At 43.7% G+C, this 21,834-nt stretch carries 22 protein-coding genes; 15 read left to right on the top strand and 7 right to left on the bottom strand.

The window, feature by feature from the left end:
• Position 1 precedes the first annotated feature (1 nt).
• A complete protein-coding gene (locus PHE37_RS11825; RefSeq protein ID WP_300008662.1) occupies positions 2–1,342 on the top strand; it encodes an acetyl-CoA carboxylase biotin carboxylase subunit in 1,341 nt (446 codons plus the stop codon).
• 211 nt (positions 1,343–1,553) lie between these two features.
• Positions 1,554–3,686: a methyl-accepting chemotaxis protein gene (locus PHE37_RS11820; protein WP_300008661.1), complete on the top strand. Its 2,133-nt coding sequence runs from the start codon at positions 1,554–1,556 to the stop codon at positions 3,684–3,686.
• Positions 3,687–3,736: 50 nt separating this feature from the next.
• Here the strand turns inward: PHE37_RS11820 and PHE37_RS11815 are convergent, their stop codons facing one another.
• Positions 3,737–4,573 carry a peptidylprolyl isomerase gene (locus PHE37_RS11815; RefSeq protein ID WP_299997978.1) on the bottom strand — a complete coding sequence of 279 codons (837 nt, stop codon included), beginning with the start codon at positions 4,571–4,573 and terminating at the stop codon, positions 3,737–3,739.
• A gap of 90 nt (positions 4,574–4,663) precedes the next feature.
• Here PHE37_RS11815 and gltX point away from each other — a divergent pair, with 90 nt between their 5' ends.
• Positions 4,664–6,046: a glutamate--tRNA ligase gene (gene gltX / locus PHE37_RS11810; protein ID WP_299996125.1), complete on the top strand. Its 1,383-nt coding sequence runs from the start codon at positions 4,664–4,666 to the stop codon at positions 6,044–6,046.
• On the opposite strand, the gene PHE37_RS11805 is transcribed toward gltX, so the two are convergent.
• Complete coding sequence (locus PHE37_RS11805) at positions 6,043–6,723, bottom strand: MqnA/MqnD/SBP family protein (protein ID WP_299996128.1); 681 nt, start codon at positions 6,721–6,723, stop codon at positions 6,043–6,045. The two genes, gltX and PHE37_RS11805, sit on opposite strands and share 4 nt — an antisense overlap.
• A 117-nt stretch (positions 6,724–6,840) precedes the next feature.
• Between PHE37_RS11805 and PHE37_RS11800 the strand changes: the two genes are divergently transcribed.
• The 3 genes from PHE37_RS11800 to glp are packed head-to-tail and all read left to right on the top strand — an operon-like array spanning position 6,841 to position 8,707.
• Complete coding sequence (locus PHE37_RS11800; RefSeq protein WP_299996131.1) at positions 6,841–7,062, top strand: MoaD/ThiS family protein; 222 nt, start codon at positions 6,841–6,843, stop codon at positions 7,060–7,062.
• A 2-nt stretch (positions 7,063–7,064) separates the two neighbouring features.
• Positions 7,065–7,511 carry a molybdenum cofactor biosynthesis protein MoaE gene (locus tag PHE37_RS11795; RefSeq protein ID WP_299996133.1) on the top strand — a complete coding sequence of 149 codons (447 nt, stop codon included), beginning with the start codon at positions 7,065–7,067 and terminating at the stop codon, positions 7,509–7,511.
• The gene (gene glp, locus PHE37_RS11790; RefSeq protein WP_299996136.1) at positions 7,508–8,707 is read left to right on the top strand and encodes a gephyrin-like molybdotransferase Glp; all 1,200 of its coding nucleotides are present in this window, start codon (positions 7,508–7,510) and stop codon (positions 8,705–8,707) included. The genes PHE37_RS11795 and glp overlap by 4 nt, the downstream gene beginning before the upstream one ends.
• Before the next feature lie 5 nt (positions 8,708–8,712).
• Here the strand turns inward: glp and PHE37_RS11785 are convergent, their stop codons facing one another.
• The 4 genes from PHE37_RS11785 to PHE37_RS11770 form a co-directional block, all read right to left on the bottom strand.
• Positions 8,713–9,252, bottom strand: a complete 540-nt coding sequence (locus PHE37_RS11785) for a hypothetical protein (protein ID WP_299996139.1) — start codon at positions 9,250–9,252, stop codon at positions 8,713–8,715.
• Positions 9,252–9,974 carry a flagellar motor protein MotB gene (locus PHE37_RS11780; protein WP_299996142.1) on the bottom strand — a complete coding sequence of 241 codons (723 nt, stop codon included), beginning with the start codon at positions 9,972–9,974 and terminating at the stop codon, positions 9,252–9,254. The genes PHE37_RS11785 and PHE37_RS11780 overlap by 1 nt, the downstream gene beginning before the upstream one ends.
• Before the next feature lie 13 nt (positions 9,975–9,987).
• Positions 9,988–11,124 carry a hypothetical protein gene (locus PHE37_RS11775; RefSeq protein WP_299996144.1) on the bottom strand — a complete coding sequence of 379 codons (1,137 nt, stop codon included), beginning with the start codon at positions 11,122–11,124 and terminating at the stop codon, positions 9,988–9,990.
• A gap of 108 nt (positions 11,125–11,232) precedes the next feature.
• A complete protein-coding gene (locus PHE37_RS11770) occupies positions 11,233–12,555 on the bottom strand; it encodes an MFS transporter (RefSeq protein ID WP_299996147.1) in 1,323 nt (440 codons plus the stop codon).
• Between the two features lie 100 nt (positions 12,556–12,655).
• On the opposite strand from PHE37_RS11770, the gene rdgB reads away from it, so the two are divergent.
• A complete protein-coding gene (gene rdgB, locus PHE37_RS11765) occupies positions 12,656–13,258 on the top strand; it encodes an RdgB/HAM1 family non-canonical purine NTP pyrophosphatase (RefSeq protein WP_299996150.1) in 603 nt (200 codons plus the stop codon).
• Here rdgB and PHE37_RS11760 read toward each other — a convergent pair.
• Entirely contained in the window at positions 13,255–14,034 is a 780-nt protein-coding gene (locus PHE37_RS11760; RefSeq protein ID WP_299996153.1) for an undecaprenyl-diphosphate phosphatase, read from the bottom strand. The genes rdgB and PHE37_RS11760 overlap by 4 nt on opposite strands.
• 116 nt (positions 14,035–14,150) lie before the next feature.
• On the opposite strand from PHE37_RS11760, the gene PHE37_RS11755 reads away from it, so the two are divergent.
• From PHE37_RS11755 to ccoN, 8 genes are all read left to right on the top strand, one after another.
• Positions 14,151–15,254 carry an aminotransferase class V-fold PLP-dependent enzyme gene (locus PHE37_RS11755; protein ID WP_299996156.1) on the top strand — a complete coding sequence of 368 codons (1,104 nt, stop codon included), beginning with the start codon at positions 14,151–14,153 and terminating at the stop codon, positions 15,252–15,254.
• A 4-nt stretch (positions 15,255–15,258) separates the two neighbouring features.
• Positions 15,259–16,104, top strand: coding sequence for an ATP phosphoribosyltransferase regulatory subunit (locus tag PHE37_RS11750; protein WP_299996160.1), 846 nt, complete (start codon positions 15,259–15,261; stop codon positions 16,102–16,104).
• 116 nt (positions 16,105–16,220) lie between these two features.
• Positions 16,221–17,468 (top strand): adenylosuccinate synthase, encoded by a 1,248-nt coding sequence (locus PHE37_RS11745; RefSeq protein ID WP_299996163.1) that lies wholly within the window; start codon positions 16,221–16,223, stop codon positions 17,466–17,468.
• A gap of 19 nt (positions 17,469–17,487) precedes the next feature.
• Positions 17,488–17,910: a flagellar export protein FliJ gene (locus tag PHE37_RS11740; RefSeq protein WP_299996166.1), complete on the top strand. Its 423-nt coding sequence runs from the start codon at positions 17,488–17,490 to the stop codon at positions 17,908–17,910.
• Positions 17,907–18,431: a PDP protein gene (locus PHE37_RS11735; RefSeq protein ID WP_299996169.1), complete on the top strand. Its 525-nt coding sequence runs from the start codon at positions 17,907–17,909 to the stop codon at positions 18,429–18,431. Before PHE37_RS11740 ends, PHE37_RS11735 begins: the two co-directional genes overlap by 4 nt.
• Positions 18,432–18,587: 156 nt before the next feature.
• A complete protein-coding gene (locus PHE37_RS11730; protein WP_300008658.1) occupies positions 18,588–19,139 on the top strand; it encodes a DUF507 family protein in 552 nt (183 codons plus the stop codon).
• A complete protein-coding gene (carA, locus tag PHE37_RS11725; RefSeq protein ID WP_299997949.1) occupies positions 19,139–20,266 on the top strand; it encodes a glutamine-hydrolyzing carbamoyl-phosphate synthase small subunit in 1,128 nt (375 codons plus the stop codon). Before PHE37_RS11730 ends, carA begins: the two co-directional genes overlap by 1 nt.
• Positions 20,267–20,554: 288 nt before the next feature.
• A partial coding sequence (gene ccoN, locus PHE37_RS11720; RefSeq protein ID WP_299997946.1) for a cytochrome-c oxidase, cbb3-type subunit I occupies positions 20,555–21,834 on the top strand: 1,280 nt, incomplete at its 3' end.

Genomic DNA, 21,834 nt, shown 5'->3' with positions numbered 1-21,834 from the left:
TATGGCGGAAATTAAACGTATTTTAGTCGCTAATCGGGGCGAAATCGCTCTACGCGCCATCCGAACGATTAAGGAAATGGGCAAAGAGGCCGTTGCGGTTTATTCGACTGCCGATAAAGATGCATCGTATCTTAAGCTTGCCGATGCGGCGATTTGTATCGGTGCAGCTCCAAGTTCTCAAAGTTACCTCAATATCCCCTCTATAATCGCGGCATGTGAAATCAGCGGGTGTGATGCGGTATTTCCGGGATACGGATTTTTGAGTGAAAATCAGCATTTTGTTGAGATTTGTACCCATCACGGGATTAAATTTATTGGGCCGACTCCTGAAGTTATGGTTATGATGTCTGATAAATCCAAAGCCAAAGAGGTTATGATCGAGGCGGGTGTTCCGGTTGTTCCGGGATCTGACGGTGCGATTAAAGACATTGCGGAAGCAAAAGTACGTGCAAAAGAGGTCGGTTATCCCGTTATTCTCAAAGCGGCTGCCGGCGGCGGCGGACGCGGAATGCGGGTCGTTGAAGATGAAAGTTACATTGAAAATGCCTTTTTAGCGGCGGAAGCGGAAGCGATCGGTGCGTTCGGTGACGGTACGATTTATATGGAGAAATTCATTAAAAATCCTCGTCACATTGAAGTACAGGTCATTGCGGATTCTCACGGGAATGTCTTGCATATCGGTGAACGTGACTGCTCGATGCAGCGTCGTCATCAAAAATTGATCGAAGAATCTCCTGCCGTGGCGTTGACACCTGAAATCCGTGCAGAATTGCATGCTTCAGCCGTTCGTGCGACCAAATATATTAAATATGAGGGTGCGGGAACGTTTGAGTATCTGCTTGATGCCGATAAAAAGTTTTATTTTATGGAGATGAATACCCGTCTTCAAGTAGAACACTGTGTTTCTGAAATGGTAAGCGGTCTCGATTTGATTGAAATGATGATTCGTGTAGCAGAAGGGGAAGCTCTTCCGCCGCAAGAGAGTGTTATTTTGAGCGGTCATTCGATCGAGTGCCGTATTACGGCTGAAGATCCGATCAAATTTTTACCGTGTCCGGGGAAAATCACCCAATGGATTTCTCCTGGCGGTAGAAATGTTCGTGTTGATACCCATGCTCATGCGGGATATATCGTTCCACCGACGTATGATTCGATGATTGGAAAATTGATCGTTTACGGTACGGATCGCAATGATGCAATTTCCAGAATGCATCGGGCACTGAGTGAATTTACAATTACGGGTATTAAAACTACGATCCCTTTCCATTTAAAAATGATGCAAAATCCTGATTTTATCAACAATAACTTCGATACCAAATATCTCGAAAATTACAGCGGCTGATTGCCGTTGCAATTTTCATCTTTCATCCTCTTTTTTTAGAATACAAGCCATCTTCTAACAATATTTTACTTAAAGTATTTCTTATAAACACTAATCTTCTATTTATTGTGTAATTTATGTTGCTGAGCTGATTTTTACACTGATTTTACGTTATATTACAGTATCAGAGAATTCCCTTTGTAGGGCAAACATCATGAAGAAGAGGGATCCAATGAATAATCTTAGTATTGCACAAAAAGTACATATTCCGCTAATTGCATCGATTTTGATCGGATTTGTAATTGTTTTAGTCAATTATTGGGTTTCGGTAGACCAAATACGTACCGATGTCTATACCGCGCAATCCAAAGAGATGACAACAGCTTTTGATGAAGCTGTTGAGTCAAAAAAGAATGTTGGAATTACGAATGCCATCGGTATCTCCAAAAACAGTGCTGTTGTAAACGGTTTGGTCGGTAATGATCGTGAGTCAACCCTTAACAGTTTGAAATCACTTTCTAAAGAGTACAAAGAGAATACCAAATTCGGCAATATTAAAATTCACGTGCATGATAAAAATGTGCACAGTTTTATTCGGGTCTGGAAACCTGAAAAATTCGGTGATGATCTTTCAGGCTTTCGCAAAACCATCGTTGCTGTAAAAGAGACACGAAAACCTCTTGTCGCGATTGAAATGGGAGTTGCAGGTTTGGAACTCAGAGGGATTGCCCCGATTATCTCAGGGAATGAATATTTAGGTTCTGTCGAGTTTATGCAGGGTCTTAACTCGATTGTAAAAGATATGAAACAAAATTACGGGTCAGATCTGATTGTAGCTGTCGACAATAAATATTTGGATGTCGCAAAAGAGTTAAAAGATGCTCCTAAAGTCGGTGAGAAGTATATATTGGCTCTTAAAGAGGATACGATCGATAAAGGGTTTTTGAAAGAGTTGGGCTCAGCTCAATTTGACCCTCAAAAAGGGTCATTTAAAACTGAAGATTATTTTGTTACCCCTATTGCGATTAAGGATTATTCGAATGTCGTGGTAGGGTATGCCTTTGTCGGCGAAAAACTGGATGCGGTTGAAGGTATGATCAGCCAGTCGGAAAATTCACTGTTACGACAAGTTGTGATTATGTCTGCTATGGATATTATTATTTTGGTTTTGTTGATCATAATAGTACGTCGCGCAGTGACTGAACCTATTAAAAATCTTGATCATATTGCACAAGAATTGGCAAGCGGTGATGCTGATTTGAGCAAACGCCTTCAGATCTCATCCACAGATGAAATCGGAAAAGCGGCACACAGTTTTAATATCTTTATCGGCAAGGTCGAAAAAATTGCTCTCGAAGCACAGGAAAAAGCCGTAGAAGCATCATCTGCCAAAGCAAAAACAGAAGAACAAAATCGTAAAAACGAAATTTCTTTGGCACTTGCTCATGGAATGATCGGAGGAACAATTGATAATGCGGGGAATTTACGTAATTCTCTTGAAAGTAATATTCAAAACCTCCATCAAGTGAATGATCTAAATGCTGAAACGGGGAAAGTTGTCGATCAGGTGAATGTACAAACAGATGAAATCATGAGCAGTATGACCAATATCACCGAAATGATTAACGACTCCCGCAGCAACTCGGAACAGCTCAATCACAATGTGAGCGAAATTTCGAATGTTATCACGCTGATTAAAGATATCTCGGATCAAACGAACCTTTTGGCTCTCAATGCGGCTATTGAAGCGGCACGGGCCGGAGAGCACGGGCGCGGATTTGCCGTGGTAGCCGACGAAGTACGCAAACTGGCGGAACGGACGCAGAAAGCGACGAGTGAAGTGGAAGCTAACATCAGTGTATTGAAACAAAATTCAGTGGGTATGCTGGAAAACAGTGAGCGGGTTGAAGAATACGCCGTCGATTCGACTCGCCGATTGGATGAATTCAAGCACGTTATGGCACAGCTGATCGGTAATGTTGAAAAAATAAAAGAAGACAGCCAATCAATCAGCCATGAAATTTTTACCAATATGGCAAAAATAGATCATATGATATTTAAAGCACGTGCGTATGAAGCCGGATTTGAGGGAAAAACGGAGCAGCGAAGCACATTTAGCGATCATCATGCCTGTGCCCTTGGACACTGGTACGAACACGGTGATGGAAAAACCGTCTTTGAAAAATCGCCTTCTTACGGGAAACTGTTAGAACCGCATAAAAAAGTGCATGATGAAATTCGAAAAGCGATGGAATTGTTGAAAAAAGATTCGGTTGCAAATGATAAAGAGATTATCGCAAGTTTTAAAGCGGCGGAAGCGGCGAGTAAAGAACTTTTTGTTGTTTTATCAGAGATGGTAAGATAGAAGAGATAAAGAAGAAAGTTAAATCCTGAGAGTAGCTTCCTTCTTCCTCTTTATTGAGGAAGGCGAAGGACTTTAATATCGGCACTGAGGCGTAAGCGGGTGAAATAATCGTTTAACACTTGATTGCGTTTGTCCCCCATGATCGAATTATCAATCTGCGGTCGCACCGAGTCTAGATTTTCGGTGACGACGTTTTGTTTATCTCGCATATAGAAGCTCATAAAACCGTTTTTACCGTTAGGGAGGATCGGGCCGAAGCTTCCATTAGGGATTTTGTTGAGAATCTGTGCGAGTTGAGGGTTGATTCCCTTGTACGGGATATTTTCCTCTTTCGATTTGATATTCTGGACATTGCGCATCGGGTCCGCTATTTTTTCCGACAGGGCTTCTTGTGAGGCTGCTACGTATGTGGTGACATCAAAGCTCTCAGGTCGTGAAAACTCATCCAAATGGAGCTGATAGTACTCGGCTTCTTCATCAGCGGTAGGCTGTGCCATTTTAGAAAAGGCGATGGCACTGTACAGTTTTTGCCCTTTGATATTTTCTTCGACTCTGGCTCTGAGATCTTTTTCGTTTAATCCGCGGACATTTTGCATCGCGCTGATTAATTGATCGACGGTCAGCTTGTTTTGAGCGGCCATTCGTTCAAGCTCTTCTTGCACTTCAGCAGAAGTGACGGTAATCTTTTTCTCTTCTGCTTCGAGTTGTTCCAGCTTTTTACGGATCAGCGTATCGGAACTGGTTTGTGCATCGGTTCCGCTTTGTTTCATCTCCTGCTGGACTTCATAGAGGGTAATAGGACTGTTTTTGACTAATACGGCGACACCCCCGATAGGGGCGCTCCATAAGAATGTGGCCAATAAAGCAGAAAGGGTTAGCGATCGCATCGAAGCTCCTTGTAAAAGTCTCCTATTTTACCCGCTTTTAACATAGCCTTAACTAAAATTGCGCAATTGCATCCAAAAAGGATTTAGAACATGGTAGTTACCAGATTTGCCCCAAGCCCGACGGGGTATTTACATATCGGCGGTTTGCGTACTGCGCTGCTGAGTTATCTTTGGGCGCGTCGTAACGGCGGAAATTTTTTACTCCGAATCGAAGATACCGACTTCAGCCGTAACGATGAAGCCGCAGCTCTAGCGATTGTCGAAGCATTCAAATGGGTCGGACTGGAACATGACGGAGTGATTGAATACCAATCGAACCGTTTGCCGATTTATCAGGAGTATGCCCAAAAACTGCTCGATGCGGGAAAAGCATACAAATGTTATATGTCCAAAGAGGAACTCGAAGCGCTTCGTGAAGAACAGACAGCTCGAAAAGAACGTCCGAAATACGATAATCGATATCGCGATTTTACAGGGACTCCGCCTGAGGGACGCGAAGCGGTCATCCGTATCAAAGCGCCGCTGGAAGGCTCCATCACGGTACATGACGGGGTGAAAGGAGACGTTGTTTTCAACGTCGCCGACATCCTGGATGATTTTATCATTGCCCGTGCCGACGGTACACCGACGTATAACTTCGTAGTTGCGGTTGATGATGCATTGATGGGAGTTACGGATGTCATCCGGGGAGACGATCATCTCTCCAATACTCCAAAACAAATCGTTGTGTATCAAGCACTCGGATTTCCAATTCCGAAATTTTTCCATGTACCGATGATCCACAATCACGAAGGTAAAAAACTTTCCAAACGTGACGGTGCAACCGATGTCATGGCGTATAAAACACTTGGATATACCCCTGAAGCGCTTCTCAATTTCTTGGTCCGTCTGGGCTGGAGCCACGGAGATCAAGAGATATTCTCGATGAAAGAGATGCTGGAACTATTCGATCCGAGCGATATCAACCGTTCCGCATCAGTGTATAACGTCGAGAAACTTGACTGGCTTAACAGTCATTACATCAAAAATACACCGAATGAGAAATTGTGTGAGCTTCTCGAATTTCACGGCGTTGTGTTGATCAGTCATGATAAACGCGAAATCATCCTCGACGCGATAAAAGAGCGTGCAAAAACGCTTGTGGAAATGGCGGCTTTGATTACCGAGATGTTGACCCGTCCTGAAACGTTTGATGAAGCGGCACTCAAAAAAGGGTACAAAGAAGAGAGTAAAGCGATATTGGAAAGCTTTGCGAAAGCACTTAAAAATGCATCCGAGCTCCATCTTCCAAGCGATTATCATCATGTGATGGAAGAGGTGGTAACCAAACTTGAAATCGGATTCGGGAAAATCGGACAACCGCTGAGAATCGCCCTTATGGGGAAACTCTCAGGTCCGGCACTTGATAGCGTTATGGCGATTATCGGAGTAGAAGAGACATTGGCGCGTATCGAAGCACTTTTAGCGCATTAATATCGGATATCTTTCAAAGAGGGGTTTATCCCTCTCTTTTTTGCCTCTCTTACAAACCGTTTATACCCCTTCATTTCTTTCACACCCACTTTATAACTGATATATTTTAGATAATGAATGATTTGTACCGGAGTAAGTCCGCTTTGCAGAGAGGCTTTCTTCAATATATAATAAGGGATTTTGACCTTTTTTGAGACAAATGCACGGCTAAGTCGGTGAAGTTCATCGGTGTGGTTGTGCGTCGAGAGAAGAGCAAAAACAAACGGCAGCCCTGTTTGCTCATACCATGTCCCTCCCAAATCGATATGGTCGCCGCCGCTGTAGTAAAAGCGCAGCGCTTTGTCCCCGATCAATATCTCTCCGTGGATATCAAGTATACGAGCAAGGAGATTGGACGTTGCCGAATCGCTGTCGTCTTTATCGGCATTGGGGAGTGACAGTACGCTGAGAACTTCTCGCTGGGCAACAATTCCGACTCCGAAATGGCGGCAGTTTTGTGCGGTAATACTGGAGACAAATGCCGCATCGATCCGACGCATGGCGAACTCACGGTTCAGAGCCGAGGGGACACCCTTGTGATAATGGAGGCTTTGGTGAAAACGTGTAGTACGGGCATAGCGTTTGATAAAAACATGAAAGGGGAGGAGATTTAAAAAATCTATTTTTCCGAAAATCAAACTATCTCCTCTTATAAAATAAGATAGGTATTATACTAATTGATCCCTGACAAGGCACTGTTAGTTCTCTTTCGCTATAATTTAGACCAATATAACTACCCAATAAGGGGAATTGTCATGGTGACAATCGAATTCTTAGGACCGATTCAAAAGGCTCAGTTAACGTTGGAAGCGGCATCTTTACGTGATGTCGCTGAGGTATTGAAACAAGATACGGAAATGGCGCAATGGCTTGAAAACTGTGCGGTAGCGGTCAATGATACCCTTGTCGCAACCCTCGATACTCCTCTGAAATCAGGGGATAAAGTATCATTGCTTCCTCCGGTATGCGGCGGATGAGTATGTTAGAACTCTATGACGGAGCGCTTAACGTTCCGGAAATCATAACCCGATGGTACAGTGAAGAAGCCGATTACAACTACGGTGCGTATATCCCGTTTATCGGAACGGTGCGGGAAGAAGACGGGATTGACGGGCTCAGTTTCGATGTGTATGAACCGATTCTAAATGCATGGTTTCAGGCATGGGAAGCAAAAGCGGCACCATTGGGGGCAAAACTGAAAATGGCGCACAGCCGGGGCGATGTACTGGTACATGAATCGAGCTATATCGCCGCGGTGTTTTCTCCGAAACGGCGTGTTGCTTTGGAGACGATTGAGAAATTTGTCGAAGATTTTAAAGCTTCCGCCCCGATCTGGAAGTACGATCTGAAAAACGGAGAACGTATCTATGCGCGTGATCGTTCGACTCCGATCAGCGGTGCCGGGATATTAGGGGGCAATGCATGATTTCATACGAGACTTCCCGAAATATGATCAGTCTTTTAAGTATGGGACAAGAGCGAAATGAGCAGGTCTTTTTAACGGCTTCTTTGGGACGGATTTTGGCTGAAGACATTATTGCTGATGAAGATTATCCGACCCATCCGACTTCGTCCATGGACGGTTATGCCATAGTCCACAGCGATTTAGAACAATTTGATTCATTGGAGATATTCGGAGATAATCCTGCCGGAGCCGACAGCGTTGCCGGAGTGACGAGCGGAATGTGCATAAAAACCTTTACCGGCTCATTGATGCCGCAGGGTGCCGATACTCTTATCCCTATCGAAAACGTTCGGGTAGAGGGGAACAAAATCATCATCGAAAAAGAGGTTCCCTCCGGTTTTGCCGTCCGTCCGGTCGGAGAGAGCTATCGCGAAGGAGAAGTCCTGATCCCTAAAGGAACGCAGCTCGGATTCGCACAGATCGGTGTGTTGGCCGGTGTCAATCGGGTGATGATACGTGTGGCTCAGCGCCCCCGTGTTGCAATTATCGCGACAGGAAGCGAGATCCTCGATATCGGAGAAACGGCTCGTCATGCGGGGCAAATCCGAAGTTCCAACAGTTATACGCTGCAAGCGCTGGTCGATTCATTGGGGGCAGAGAGCGTCCAGATGGGCATCGTCGGGGATGACAAACATGCCATTATGGAACGGTTTGAAGCGGCAATGCACGCAAGTGATATTGTTGTCAGTACAGGCGGAGTGAGTGTCGGGGATTATGATTTTGTAAAACATATCGTCCCTAAACTTGGTGCCGAGGTCATTTTCAAAGGGGTCAATATCAAACCCGGTCAGCATGTCATGGTAGCACAGCGGGGAGAGAAGTTTATCGTCTCTTTGCCGGGCTTCGCGTATTCTTCCGCTGTCACCTTTATCCTGTATGCGGCGCCGTTGATTGCACGAATGATGGGGCGTGAGAATCCGTATGAACCTATTGAGGCGATACTCAAAGTCCCTTTTTCCAAACGTTCCAATAAAAGTGAATTTACAGCGTGTAATCTAAATTTCGAAGACGGGCGTTACTATGTTGATTTCGATGGGAAAAAGACGGGAAGCTCTGCGATTTTGACCAATCTGCTCGGAAATGCGGGACTCATGATCTGTGGTGAAGAGGACGGAGATTTGGAAGCGGGTACACTTGTCCGGGTGATAAAGCTATAAACTGATTAAAGCTCTCTCGGATATTTTTCAAAAAATGAAAGTACGGTAAAACTTTTAAATATATTTTGTTTAGTAATCTCATCTACATCCTCGTATTGCGACCAATTAAGAAATGCCAGACAATGTTTGCAAACGCTTAGTTTTTGGACGAGTGTTATTTGATTGGTACTTTCAAACATTTGATCAACTAAAAATAGCTCATCGTCTCCGGATGTGACAAAATATCTTAGCCGACGTCCTCTGGTAATGAGCTCTTGTAGTGTTGGACATGAACTGATATGAAACTCAGAGACAATTGGGTTATCATAGATATTGGTTAAACTGTAATCGACGATATACAAAAGAACCCGACTGTTGTTGTACAGCAATGTACCATCGGGATGTATTGTCAGCTCATTGAGCGATTTGAGCTCTAGTCTATCGCTTTTATGAGTGATGATTGGATTTTGAAAAGAGTGGATAAAGATTGGTTTTACCAAAGGCGCTTTCATTTCACTTCGGAGACTTTCAAGCGGTTTAAACTCCAAAAAATCGGTGAGATTCATTATTTTTCTACAATATCAGCGACTTTGCGCTCAATGTTGGTGCGGACTCGAAACTCTACCCTCTGAGATAGCCGACAATCTTCACTTTCCCCATCGATTACGCATCTTCCGCTGCTGCTTAGAGGATGACCTGAAGAAAACCCGATAGCGCTAAAATATTTCATCAGCCACTCTTTTTGATCATCGCTCAGATTGATTTTATCGGAGGTCATGATGTATTCTAGTGTAGCTCTCGTTCGTTCTTGGGAAAGAGTCATGTTTTTAAAATAGGCTTTTTCACGATCACTTTCTCCCTCCCAAATAGAGGATGTATATCCCTCAATCCGAATCTCTTCGATATTATTGATAAATTGTTTGGACATCATGATTTTCAAATAGCGGGTGAAAAATTCATCCAAAATCTCTTTAAATCTTGGTGTCAGAACAGATGACCCGGTAGCAAACAGTATATCAGGCTGTTGAAAGCGGACGGTTAAATCTTTATCGATGACAGCACCCCATTTGTTTAGGTCTTGATCAAACTCTTTTTTGAGGGCATGATTAAGCCCTTGGGTTGTCTCTTTATAGATTTGGGGAACTTTAACACTGTCTTGAACCTTAATCATATAGATAACGGAGATCAGCAAAAAGAGCATCATCAGCGAGGTCATCATATCGCTTAAACTGATCCAGTAATCTTCTTTGCTGTGGTGTTTTTTTCGCGGTAGCAGGGTATTGTTCATACTGTAAACCCGATCATCGTTGTTTGGAAGCCAACGCGACCACTTCTCGCAATTTATCGGTCAGAGGCGTGTAGTCCTGTACAAATTTGTTTGAGAGAGAGGCTAATTGCTGACCCAACCCTTCCAATGATCTTTTAAGAGCAATTTCCAGCTCATTATCGAGAAGAGTGACTTGTTTTTGAACTTCTTCGGTAGCTTCATTCATCCCTTTGACCAAACGTTCCGTCATATCGTCAACTTTTTGTCCGATCAGCGGGAGAGAATCCGATGCGGACTCCAAAAAGTTCACGAGGGATTGAATAAGGCTTTGGAGATGTTCTCTCTGAAACGTTATCTCTTCCAGTGAACGCGCCATCGCCGATACATGCCCTTCGAATTCGGCACTGTTGGAAACGACTACACTGTAATCATGGGCTTGAGATTCCAACATAGCTGTTATGAGGGTCATTGTCTCGATGGATTGGGTCATTTGATTTCTGTAGTTTTCCTGCCAGATGACGGTTTTTTCGACCGCTTGATTCAGCTGTTTAAAGTTATCCCCAAACTGTTCAGTGATTTTGTCGTTGAAATCTTTGATAACATCCTTGAGTGCTTCGATAAATACTTTTGAATTGTTTTCCGCCATGGTTTCAGCAAAATTCCGAAATTCTTGGCGCAATGCGTTGCTTTGTTGGTTTGATTCATTTCTCAATAATGTGATTTGGCTCACAAGGGAAGATTCATCCTGAGCGGTGATCGAGGTGTGCATATTTTTGATACTTTGGAGTATCTCCACCAGCACTTCGGTTTGTTTGGCCTGATAGGTGACGATATCATCGATACTCATTCCCTCAATCTGGGCGGAATCATTGTGCTGCGTTAAATCGAAAATATCCAGAAGTTTGATTATCAAAGCAAACAAAACACCTGTGGCAGATGCCCAAAATGCAGTTTTTATCCCGTTTAGCAGTGTGGGTAAACTCTTATCTACATTATCCGCATTGAAATGGATTAATCCGATAGCGATCCCTACGAATGTAAAAAAAATACCGGTGGTGATTAAAATACTTGGAGCTAATTCTTGAATGGATTTATTTTTTCGGTTCATCACGAAAATGATAAACATCAATGTAATTAAACCGACTCCGAAATAGGCCATATTATTGATCATAATTTTGCTCCGTTTGTGAAAAGAGTATTATATCCTTTGATGTGTTGAAAGAGGGAGGAAAAGGATTGGAGATAATGTCATCCCGCTGGAGGATGACAGACTATTAGCTTATTTGACAATTTTCGCTTTAATTGCCTCTTCTTCTATTAGCGATTTGCGGTATTTGACTGCGACGATATTTTCGGTCTCATTGATAAACCACTCCGCAATATGCTCATGTTCCAGATTATTGAGTTTTTCCATATCCACATGATCCATAGAGATATACAGATGCGAATATCGATGAGGATTTTGCATTTTGAACGTCCATAACAGCCATAATGTAGTAATGACGAGCAAGGCGATGGTAAACGCTTCACGGCTTGAGTATTGCAGTGCGATACCTGCCGCAGCACCGCCGATAAATGTCATAAAATAGGCGAATCCGTTGGCGATACCGAGTGCCGCACCTTTTTGGTGGACTTTGGCATATTTGGAGATCATGGATTGAACCAACGGCTCCATCATATTAAATGCCATGAAAAAGCTCACAACCCCTATAATAAACTCCCATCCTTTGTTCGCAAAGCCCATCAGGGTAAAGGAAAGGATGAATAGGACGATGGAAATCAGAAAGATTTCACGCGGTTTATTATATTTTTCTCCGAAAACGGCAGCAGGCCCCATGGCCAATAGCCCCATAACCATAGCCGGCATAAATGCCTGCCAAAGATCTTTTTTATCCCATAAAAAGCCATATTCGGGTTTGGTCAGAAAGATAGGGATTAGGACGAACGAAACGGTCATGAGCCCTTTTTGCATCCCGTTGGTGATAATCATACTGAGGAGATTCGGGTCTTTTAGGATATCTTTGGTTGTTGTTGCCGAATGGTAGATATGACGGATACGCGGAGGGGTCGGAACGTTGGTAAAGAGGACGATCATCGATAAAATCGACAAAACTCCCGCGATCCAAAACAGTGAAGAGAATCCGAATCCAGCGGCAAGAACCGGTCCCAAAGCCATTGCCGCAGCAAAACTGATCGCAATGGTTCCTCCCATGAGCGCCATCGCATGTCCCCGTTTCTCTTCGGTGACCAAATCACTGATCATAGCAGGGATAACCGCACCGATTGCACCGGCACCCTGTAAAAAACGTCCAATCATAAGCGTGTAGATATCGGTACTTACCGCACAGATGATAGAACCGACCAAGAAAATGACGAGACCGAGTAACAGTGTCGGTTTACGGCCGATTTTATCACTGAGTACACCGAAAGGTACTTGAAAGATCGCTTGCGTCAACGCATAGCCCCCGACAATAACTCCGATGAGAAGCGGGGTAGCGCCTTCGAGACTGAGTGCATAGGCAGAAAGGACCGGAAGAACTAAAAAGAGACCGAAAAAGCGGAGCGACAGAATCGCTGAGAGTGGGAGAACCGTTTTAAACACCGTGCAACCTTAGATACGTTAAAATTTTCAGTATTATATTACACCCTTAGATGAAACATCGGGTAAACACCGATGGATAAAGTCTACTGTAAGGAATGAAATGAAAATCGTCTTGGCAACGTCAAATAAGGGGAAAGTTCGTGAGATCATCGAGCTGCTTCACGATCGGGAAGTTTTTCCGTATACCGATCTGATCGAAGGATTTGAGATCGTTGAAGACGGCGACACGTTCAAAGAAAATGCGCTGATCAAAGCCCGCGCAGTGTATGCCGCGTTGGGTGATCCTGAGGCGATAGTAATGGCAGATGACAGCGGTATCAGTGTGGATGTGCTAGAGGGTGCTCCGGGTATATACAGTGCCCGTTACGCCGGAGAGGGTGCAAATGATCGGGATAATCTTTTAAAACTTGTCGAAGCACTAAAGGAAAAAGGGCTAGATACTACACCTGCTCACTATACGGCGGCAATCGCAGTGGTGTCTCGTGAGGGGGAGAGTTGCGTACACGGATGGATGCATGGAAATGTCATTACCGAGCTGCGCGGCGAAAACGGTTTCGGATACGATCCGATTTTTATCCCTGCCGGGTTTGAACAGACGCTCGGAGAGTTGGGCAACGATGTCAAAAAAGGTCTTTCCCACCGTTCCAAAGCGCTGGAACTGGCAAAAATTTTGATCGATCAGATCAAATCATTGCGTTCTTAAGCCGGTAGTTCCGTAACCATATAAAAGAATATAACCCCTACGATGATTCGGTAAATCGCAAACGGAACGAACGTATGGCGGCTGACAAAACCGACAAACGCTTTGACGGTTGCAAAGGCAAAGATGAATGCGGTAACAAATGCAATGATAAGCATAGTCCAATCATCAACGACGAGTTCGTTACGATGTTTGAACAGATCATAGGCGGTAGCGATAAACATAGTCGGTATTGCTAATAGAAATGAGAACTCCGCAGCACTTTTACGGTTTAATCCCATAAACAATCCGCCAATGAGGGTTGCACCCGAACGGCTGGTTCCTGGAACCATCGAAAAACTTTGGAAAAATCCAATTGTAAATGCTTCTTTGACCGTCAGTTCACTCAAATCTTTTCCTTCATCGATCGCTTTATCACGTCGGAAATACTCGATTATAAGAAAGACGACTCCACCGGCTACAAGCATGATACTGACCGTTTCGACGCCAAAAAGTGCTTTGATGTGTTTATAAAATAAAAAACCGAGTGCTCCGGTCGGAAGAAAGGCGATGGCGATTTTAAACCAGAGTGTTTTGTCCTGCAAAAGTCTTTGTGCATATAAAAAGAGTACGGCTAAAATACTTCCTAACTGAATCGAAACTTCGAATGCTTTGTGTGCGGCGGTTTGCTGTAATCCTAATAACTGAGAAGCTAAAATCAGGTGCCCGGTCGAGGAGATAGGTAAAAATTCGGTTACCCCTTCAAGAGCACCTAAAATTAACGAATCAAACAAAGTCATGTTAACCACTTTCTTTTTGGCGCAATTGTATCATAGGAAAGTGTCTTAAACCTCCCCTAACCTCAACTAGGGTAAAATTCGCGGATTTGTGACACTTTCCATCAAGGAATTTTTTAATGCTACTTTTTACACCCGGACCTACCCCAGTACCTGAGTCGGTACGTATTGCTATGGCAGGTGAAACGCTACACCACCGAACTCCCGAATTTGAGGCAATTTTTGAGCGAACTCGCACATTGTTGTTTGAACTTTTGGGAATGGATGAGGTATTAATGCTTGCTTCATCGGGCACCGGTGCAATGGAAGGGGCTGTGATCAATCTCGCACACTCCAAACTCCTCTCAATTAATTCCGGAAAATTCGGTGAGCGTTTCGGTAAGATTGCCGTGGCTCACGGGATTGCCAACGTTGAGATTAAGCACGAATGGGATACTCCCGCTACCGTTGAGGAAGTCATGGAAGCGCTTCGTGCAAACCCGGATGTGGATGCACTCGCAATTCAAATCTGCGAAAGTGCAGGCGGATTGCGTCACAGTGTCGAAGCGATTGCAGCGGCGGTAAAAGCACACAACCCGTCTATTATGGTCATTGCAGACGGTATCACGGCGGTCGGTGTCGAGAAAATCGACGTAACGAATATCGACTGTTTGATTTCAGGAAGCCAAAAAGCGTTAATGCTTCCTCCGGGGCTCGCGATTATGGGTCTATCGAATGCGGCGATTGAGAAAATCGGAAGCGGCAAAGGGTATTACTTTAACCTCGCAACCGAGATCAAAAATCAGCGTAAAAATACGACGGCATGGACAGCGGCAACGACGATCACGATCGGGTTGGAATCTGTCTTAAACCGCATCAAAGCCGAAGGTGGGCTGGAGAAATTGTATGCGGATACCGCTCGTCGTGCTCGTGCAACCCGCGAAGCGATGAAAGCGATAGGCCTCTCTATCTATCCGACAGCTCCTGCTGACTCGATGACGACGGTAGGGGACGCCGAAGCGAAAAAAATCCGTTCAACCCTTAAAGAATTCGATGTGAATGTGGCCGGCGGGCAAGACCATATCAAAGATTCGATTTTCCGTATCAACCATATGGGGCTTATTGCTCCGTATGAGGCATGTTGGGCAGCTAACAGTGTGGAATTGGCCTTGGCAAAAATGGGTCGACGTGCTTATGACGGAACCGCAAACCGCGTGTTTAATACCGTCTATTTCGGACTCTGATATTATGGTATTTGAACACGAAATTCCGGAAGGTTCCAAGCTCTATTTTGCCGGAGCGGCGAAAACGAAGCGTATTATCGAAACCAAAGCGAGTACTTTGTTGAATGAAGCCGGGTTTGAAGAGATTTTAACTCCGCTGTTTTCGTATCATCAGCATATGAGCGTGTGCGATCAGCGTGAGCTTATCCGTGTCAATGACAGCGAAAACCATCCGATCAGCCTCCGTGCCGATTCGACAATCGATGTAGTGCGCATTGTCAATAAACGTCTCGGCGGAAATACCGAACATAAAAAATGGTTCTATATTCAGCCGGTATACCGCTATCCTGCCGAAGAGCAGTATCAGATCGGTGTTGAGATTATTGATGAGCCGAATCTCTCACACGCACTTACGCAAGCGACACGGATTTTAAATGAATTGGAAATTGCTCCGTTATTGCAAATTTCAAATATCAATATTCCCCGTATCCTTTCTGAGATGTTGGGATTGCATTTAGACGATTTTCGGCATGTCAATATCGAGAAGTTTTTATCGTTGAAAATCGACTGGCTAACACGTTTGGTCTATATGCAGCATGTCCATGAAATCGATGAGGTTGCCGCAATTGTTCCTGAGACGATTAAACCGGAATTGATCAAGATTAAAGAGCTTTGTGTAGGGCTGGAATATCCGAATGTCGTTATAGCTCCCCTTTATTACGCTAAAATGCTCTATTATGATGAGCTCTTTTTCCGCGTAATCGAAGGGAACGAAATGTACGCCATGGGCGGACGTTATAAAAGTGATGAGACCGTTTCGGTCGGATTCGCCATTTACACCGATGCGTTAATCGACGCATTACACACATAAAGGATGGAGTTGTCTGCCTCGAACGAGGCAAGCTTCAGTGCCACAGCGGCAAGCGTAGAGAATGGGATTGCATTCCATTCGCGTGTAAAATAAAAATTACGTAAGGAATTTTAGAAATGAAAGCGGATTTAATCGTAGGGATTCAATGGGGTGATGAAGGAAAAGGTAAAATTGTTGATTTGCTCGCGCAAAAATATGATTGTGTTGCCCGATATCAAGGGGGACACAATGCAGGTCACACCATCGTTGTTGATGGAAAAACGCATGCATTGCACCTAATTCCATCCGGAATTTTAAACCCTAAAGCGATCAATATCATCGGCAACGGTGTTGTTGTCTCCCCCGAAGCACTTATCAAAGAGATGAAGCAGTTTGACAATCTCCTTGGGCGTTTGTTTGTCAGTGAATCGGCACATATGATTTTGACGTTTCATACGTTGATTGATCAAGCCAAAGAGAAACTCCGAGGCGAAAAGGCAATCGGTACAACAGGCCGGGGCATCGGGCCGGCTTATAGTGAAAAAATCGCACGTGCCGGATTCCGCCTTGGTGAATTGCGTGACGTTGAAACATTGACAAGCCGTGTCATGGAATATTTTGTTCAAAACAAAGCGATTTTTGAAGCGTTGGAAATTGCTTTGCCGTCTCGTGAGGAGTTGGTCAAAGAGTTGAACGTATTTGCGGAAGCCTTGGTTCCGTTTTTGGCCAATACGACGAAAATGGCATGGGATTTGATGGATGATGAGAAGAAAATTCTTCTCGAAGGGGCACAGGGGACGATGCTTGACATCGATCACGGGACCTATCCGTATGTTACCAGTTCATCAACAATTTCAGCGGGTGCGTGTACCGGTCTCGGTGTAAATCCGAAAGATATCGGAAAAGTAACGGGGATTGTAAAAGCGTACTGCACCCGTGTCGGTAACGGACCGTTCCCGACGGAAGATCACGGTGAAATCGGCGAGCGTCTCCGTAAGCAGGGACATGAATTCGGTACAACGACCGGACGCCCGCGCCGATGCGGATGGTTTGATGCCGTAGCATGTCGTTATGCGAGCCGCCTCAACGGGTGCGATGATCTTTCTATTATGAAACTGGACGTACTTGACGGTTTTGATGAAGTGAAAGTGTGTGTAGCCTATGAAGTAAACAGCGAAGTGATCGATTATATGCCGCTTGATCTTGAAGGGGTAAAACCGGTCTATAAAACATTCTCTGGCTGGGATAAAACCGAGGGAGTTCGTCGTTTTGAAGATCTTCCGGCTACTGCACAAGAATATCTTCGTGCAATCGAAGAGTTAACACAAACTAAAATTGGTATGATTTCAACATCACCGGATCGAAACGACACGATTACATTATAATCATTATTGAGGAGCCGTTATGGGAAAGTCGCGTTACGAGCCTTTGGTTAAACTCAAAAAAAAGAGTTTAGACAATGCCGAACGTGCCCTTATCGGAGCTAATAATGCCCTCTCATCCGCTTCTGATAAATTAAACCGAGCCTATGAATATCTCTCGCATATGACACTCCCGACGGAAGGTACGGTGAGCGAATTTTCCCAAGCAACCGCTATGATACACGCGCAACATCTAAGTATTGAACAATGTCAGCAAGCGCTAGAGGCTGCACAGCTGAAACAGCAGCAGATGCGGGAACATTTCAAAGCGGCGATGATGGAGTATGAAAAGTTCAAATATCTGGAAGTTCAGGAGATGAATGCCCAAATTAAAATGCTCAAAGATCAAGAGGCAAAAATGCTCGATGAAATAGGAACTATGATCTATAAAAGAGAGGTTTTATGAAATTTATATTGCTGTTTATGCTAGGCATAGTTTGGCTTCAAGGGGCTGAGAGTACAAAATCGTATGAATGTACCAAAATTTTTGAAGATCGTAAAAATGAACTTCTGGTACAGCTGGAGCGTTTGGATGAACAACGCCAATCCCTCGATACCTTGAAAAAAGCAACAGAAGAACTTTTACGTAAAAAAGAGGCATTGGTCCAGGGAAAAGATACGAAAGTCGATCAAAAACTGAATGAAATCAAAACAAGAGAAGCGTCCATTAAAAAAATGCTGGATGAGAACAAGAAAGTGTTGGACGAGATGAAACAGCTCAAAGCCGATAAAGTTTCGCAGGCTTATGCCAAAATGAAACCTGCTGCAGCGGCATTGATCCTCTCTGAAATGTCGGCTGATGATGCGGCTGCGATATTAACAACACTCAATAGTAAAGGCGTAGGCCAGATATTGGCGAAAATGGATCCGAAAAAAGGATCGGACATTACCAATAAACTGCGAAAAGTTCCCGAAGCCATCAAATAGAACGCCAAAGGAATAAAATCCCTTTGGCTACGCTTGCCGCTATGGCACTAAAGCTTGCCTCATACTGAGTCAGATCAGTTCCATATATTTGTATCTCTAAGCGATTTGAGAGGTGTTTTAGAGTAAAATGCAAAAAATTTCACTCCAGGGCTGGCAATGAAGGTTTCACTGACACACGTACCCCACATCGCGACACGAATCGCCGTCGATCTTAGCCGCAGCGGTTTGGTTACTATGACCAAAGGGCTTGAAAGCACTGCTAAAGAGGCCGAAAAAGTGTTGGCTGCCAACATTAAAAAAGAGATCGCTTTGGAAGAAAAAGTCAAAGAGATCGTCAACGCCAACGAAGAACAGATCGATTTTTATCTAGCCGATGAGCGACAACTCTTTTTTATGATCAAAAAGAAATTAGCGCCGGAATACGGAGTCGTCCTTTCGTATGAAGACCGCTACTCAGACATTGCACATCAAATTCTGAATGAATTGTACGAAGAAGATTTGATTAATTACGATGTCAGCGAAAATCGTATCAAAAATATCATTTATGATGCGATCACCGGATCTATCGCCGATTCAAGCGAGATTGAATCCGCAGTATATCAAAAACTTAAAAGCTACAAACGTGATCTTATTCCGGGAACGGATGAGTATGAGATCGTATATGAAAAACTCTATAAAGATGAATTGGTTAGACGGGGGATGGCGTAATGCGTGATGTTTGGATTTATCTCGAAAACGGGACGTATCTAAGTGCCAAAAGTTTCGGTGCAGATACAACAGCCGTAGGCGAAATCGTTTTTAATACCTCTATGAGCGGCTATCAAGAGATTATCACCGATCCTTCGTATGCTGGGCAATTCGTGACGTTTACCATGCCTGAGATCGGAAATGTCGGTGTCAATGAAGAAGATATGGAGAGCTCCAGTGCGCATTGTAAAGGAGTCATTGTCCGTCAATATCAACGTGAATTTTCCAATTTTCGAGGACAAGAAGCATTACACACTTTTTTAGAAAAACACGGAATCATCGGGATTTGTGACATCGATACCCGCTATATTACTAAAATGCTCCGAACTGAAGGGGCAATGATGATGATTGCTTCGACACAAGTGAGTGACAAAGAAGAACTCAAAAAACTGCTTGAAAGTTCGCCTCGTATTGAAGAGATTAACTATATTGAAGAAGTAAGTACGAAAAGTGCCTATATTCATACCAATGGAATTTATGATCCTTTTAATTTCCGTTATAACGATGCTCCGGCACCAAAAGCTAAAATTGCGGCAATCGATTTCGGTGTCAAACGCAATATCTTAAATGAATTGACGGAAGCTGGATTGGAAGTCGAAGTTTTGCCGAACTCATTCAGTGCAGACGAGCTTATCGGCCGTTATGATGCTAAAGAGATCGACGGTGTTTTTCTTTCAAACGGGCCGGGAGATCCATTGGTTCTAAAACGAGAGCAAGATGAGATCAAAAAACTCATTGCACGCAAAATACCGTTGTTCGGGATTTGTTTGGGACATCAGCTTTTAAGTATTGCCCACGGATATGATACCCACAAACTAAAATTCGGTCATCACGGCGGAAACCATCCTGTGAAAAATGTTAAAACTGGAATGGTAGAGATTACGGCACAAAATCATAATTATAATGTTCCTGAATCGGTACGCGAGATTGCTGAAGTAACGCATGTAAATCTTTTCGACAATACGATCGAAGGGCTGCGCTATAACAGTGGACATGTTTTCTCGGTTCAGCATCACCCTGAATCCAGCCCGGGTCCTAAAGAGAGCCGATACATCTTCAACGAATTTCTTCAACTTCTTCAACGCTAACAAAACTCTTTGGGATTCCCAGAGGGTAAATTGACGATAAATTTATCGCTCAGTGTTACTTTTTTACCCCTATTTCTGTAAATAAACTTAAATATCTCGTTAAGTTTTCATATAGCGAAAAACATTTAAAAATTTAAGATTGATTAAAAGCTCGTATTGCTATTATTAGAGTGTCTAATAGCCTACTTTTGTTACAAAAGTGTTAAGGGCATCTTTGATTTCACAGTTTTGCGAAGTCAGAGGTGCCCTAATAGGCTCTTATGCTTTGAATCTTTAAGGAGGTCGTAAATGGAGAATCGTCCATTGGAGTATGATTACACGGTTGCGAAGATGTTTATGCTTACAACGGTGTTACTCGGAATCGTCGGGATGCTTGTCGGCGTTATTTTGGCGTGGGAAATGGCATTTCCTGCAGTCAATACAATTGCGGGATCAGGATTGGCGGAATACACTAACTTCAGCCGTCTTCGTCCGTTGCACACCGATGCAGTAATTTTTGGATTTACCCTTAGCGGTATCTGGGCAACATGGTATTATGTTGGTCAACGTGTATTAAAAGTATCGATGGCTGAATCAAAATTCTTGATGTTCCTCGGTAAATTACATTTTGGACTCTACTTATTAGTAGTTGTTGCAGTTGTAGTTTCATTGTTGTTGGGGATTACAACATCAAAAGAATATGCTGAATTCGAATGGCCTATCGATATCGCAGTTGTTGTGGTTTGGGTTATTTGGGGTATGTCAATATTCGGTTTGATCGGTATCCGCCGTGAAAAATCATTGTATATCTCTATTTGGTATTACATTGCTACTTTCTTGGGTATTGCAATGTTGTATCTATTTAACAATATGGAAATTCCAACGTATTTCGCATCAGGCGGAATCGGTGCATGGTATCACTCTGTTTCAATGTACTCAGGTACAAATGATGCGTTGGTACAATGGTGGTATGGACACAACGCGGTTGCGTTCGGATTCACAGTACCTATCGTTGCGATGATCTATTACTTCCTTCCAAAAGAGTCTGGTCAAGCTGTTTATTCATATAAACTCTCTTTGCTTGCGTTCTGGGGATTGATGTTTGTATACCTTTGGGCCGGCGGACACCACTTGTTGTTCTCTACTGTACCTGACTGGATGCAAACTATGGGTTCTGTATTCTCTGTTGTATTGATTCTCCCATCATGGGGTTCTGCGATCAATATGCTTTTGACCATGAAGGGTGAATGGCAACAAGTTGCTGCAAGTCCATTGATCAAATTCATGATCTTGGCTTCTACATTCTATATGTTCTCAACTCTTGAAGGTCCGATCCAAGCGATCAAATCGGTCAATGCATTGGCTCACTTTACTGACTGGATCGTCGGTCACGTACATGACGGTGTTCTTGGATGGGTTGCATTCATGATCATGGCTGCATTGTTCCATATGGCTCCGCGTGTATTCAAACGTGAGATTTATTCTAAATCATTGATGAATACTCAATTCTGGATTCAAACTCTAGGTGTTGTATTGTATTTCACTTCTATGTGGATTGCCGGTATTACACAAGGTATGATGTGGCGTGC

The sequence above is a fragment of the Sulfuricurvum sp. genome, assembly GCF_028681615.1.
Taxonomy (GTDB): Bacteria; Campylobacterota; Campylobacteria; order Campylobacterales; family Sulfurimonadaceae; genus Sulfuricurvum.
The sequence above is the reverse complement of the archived record's forward strand: the minus strand, read 5'-3'. Positions and strand labels throughout refer to the sequence as shown.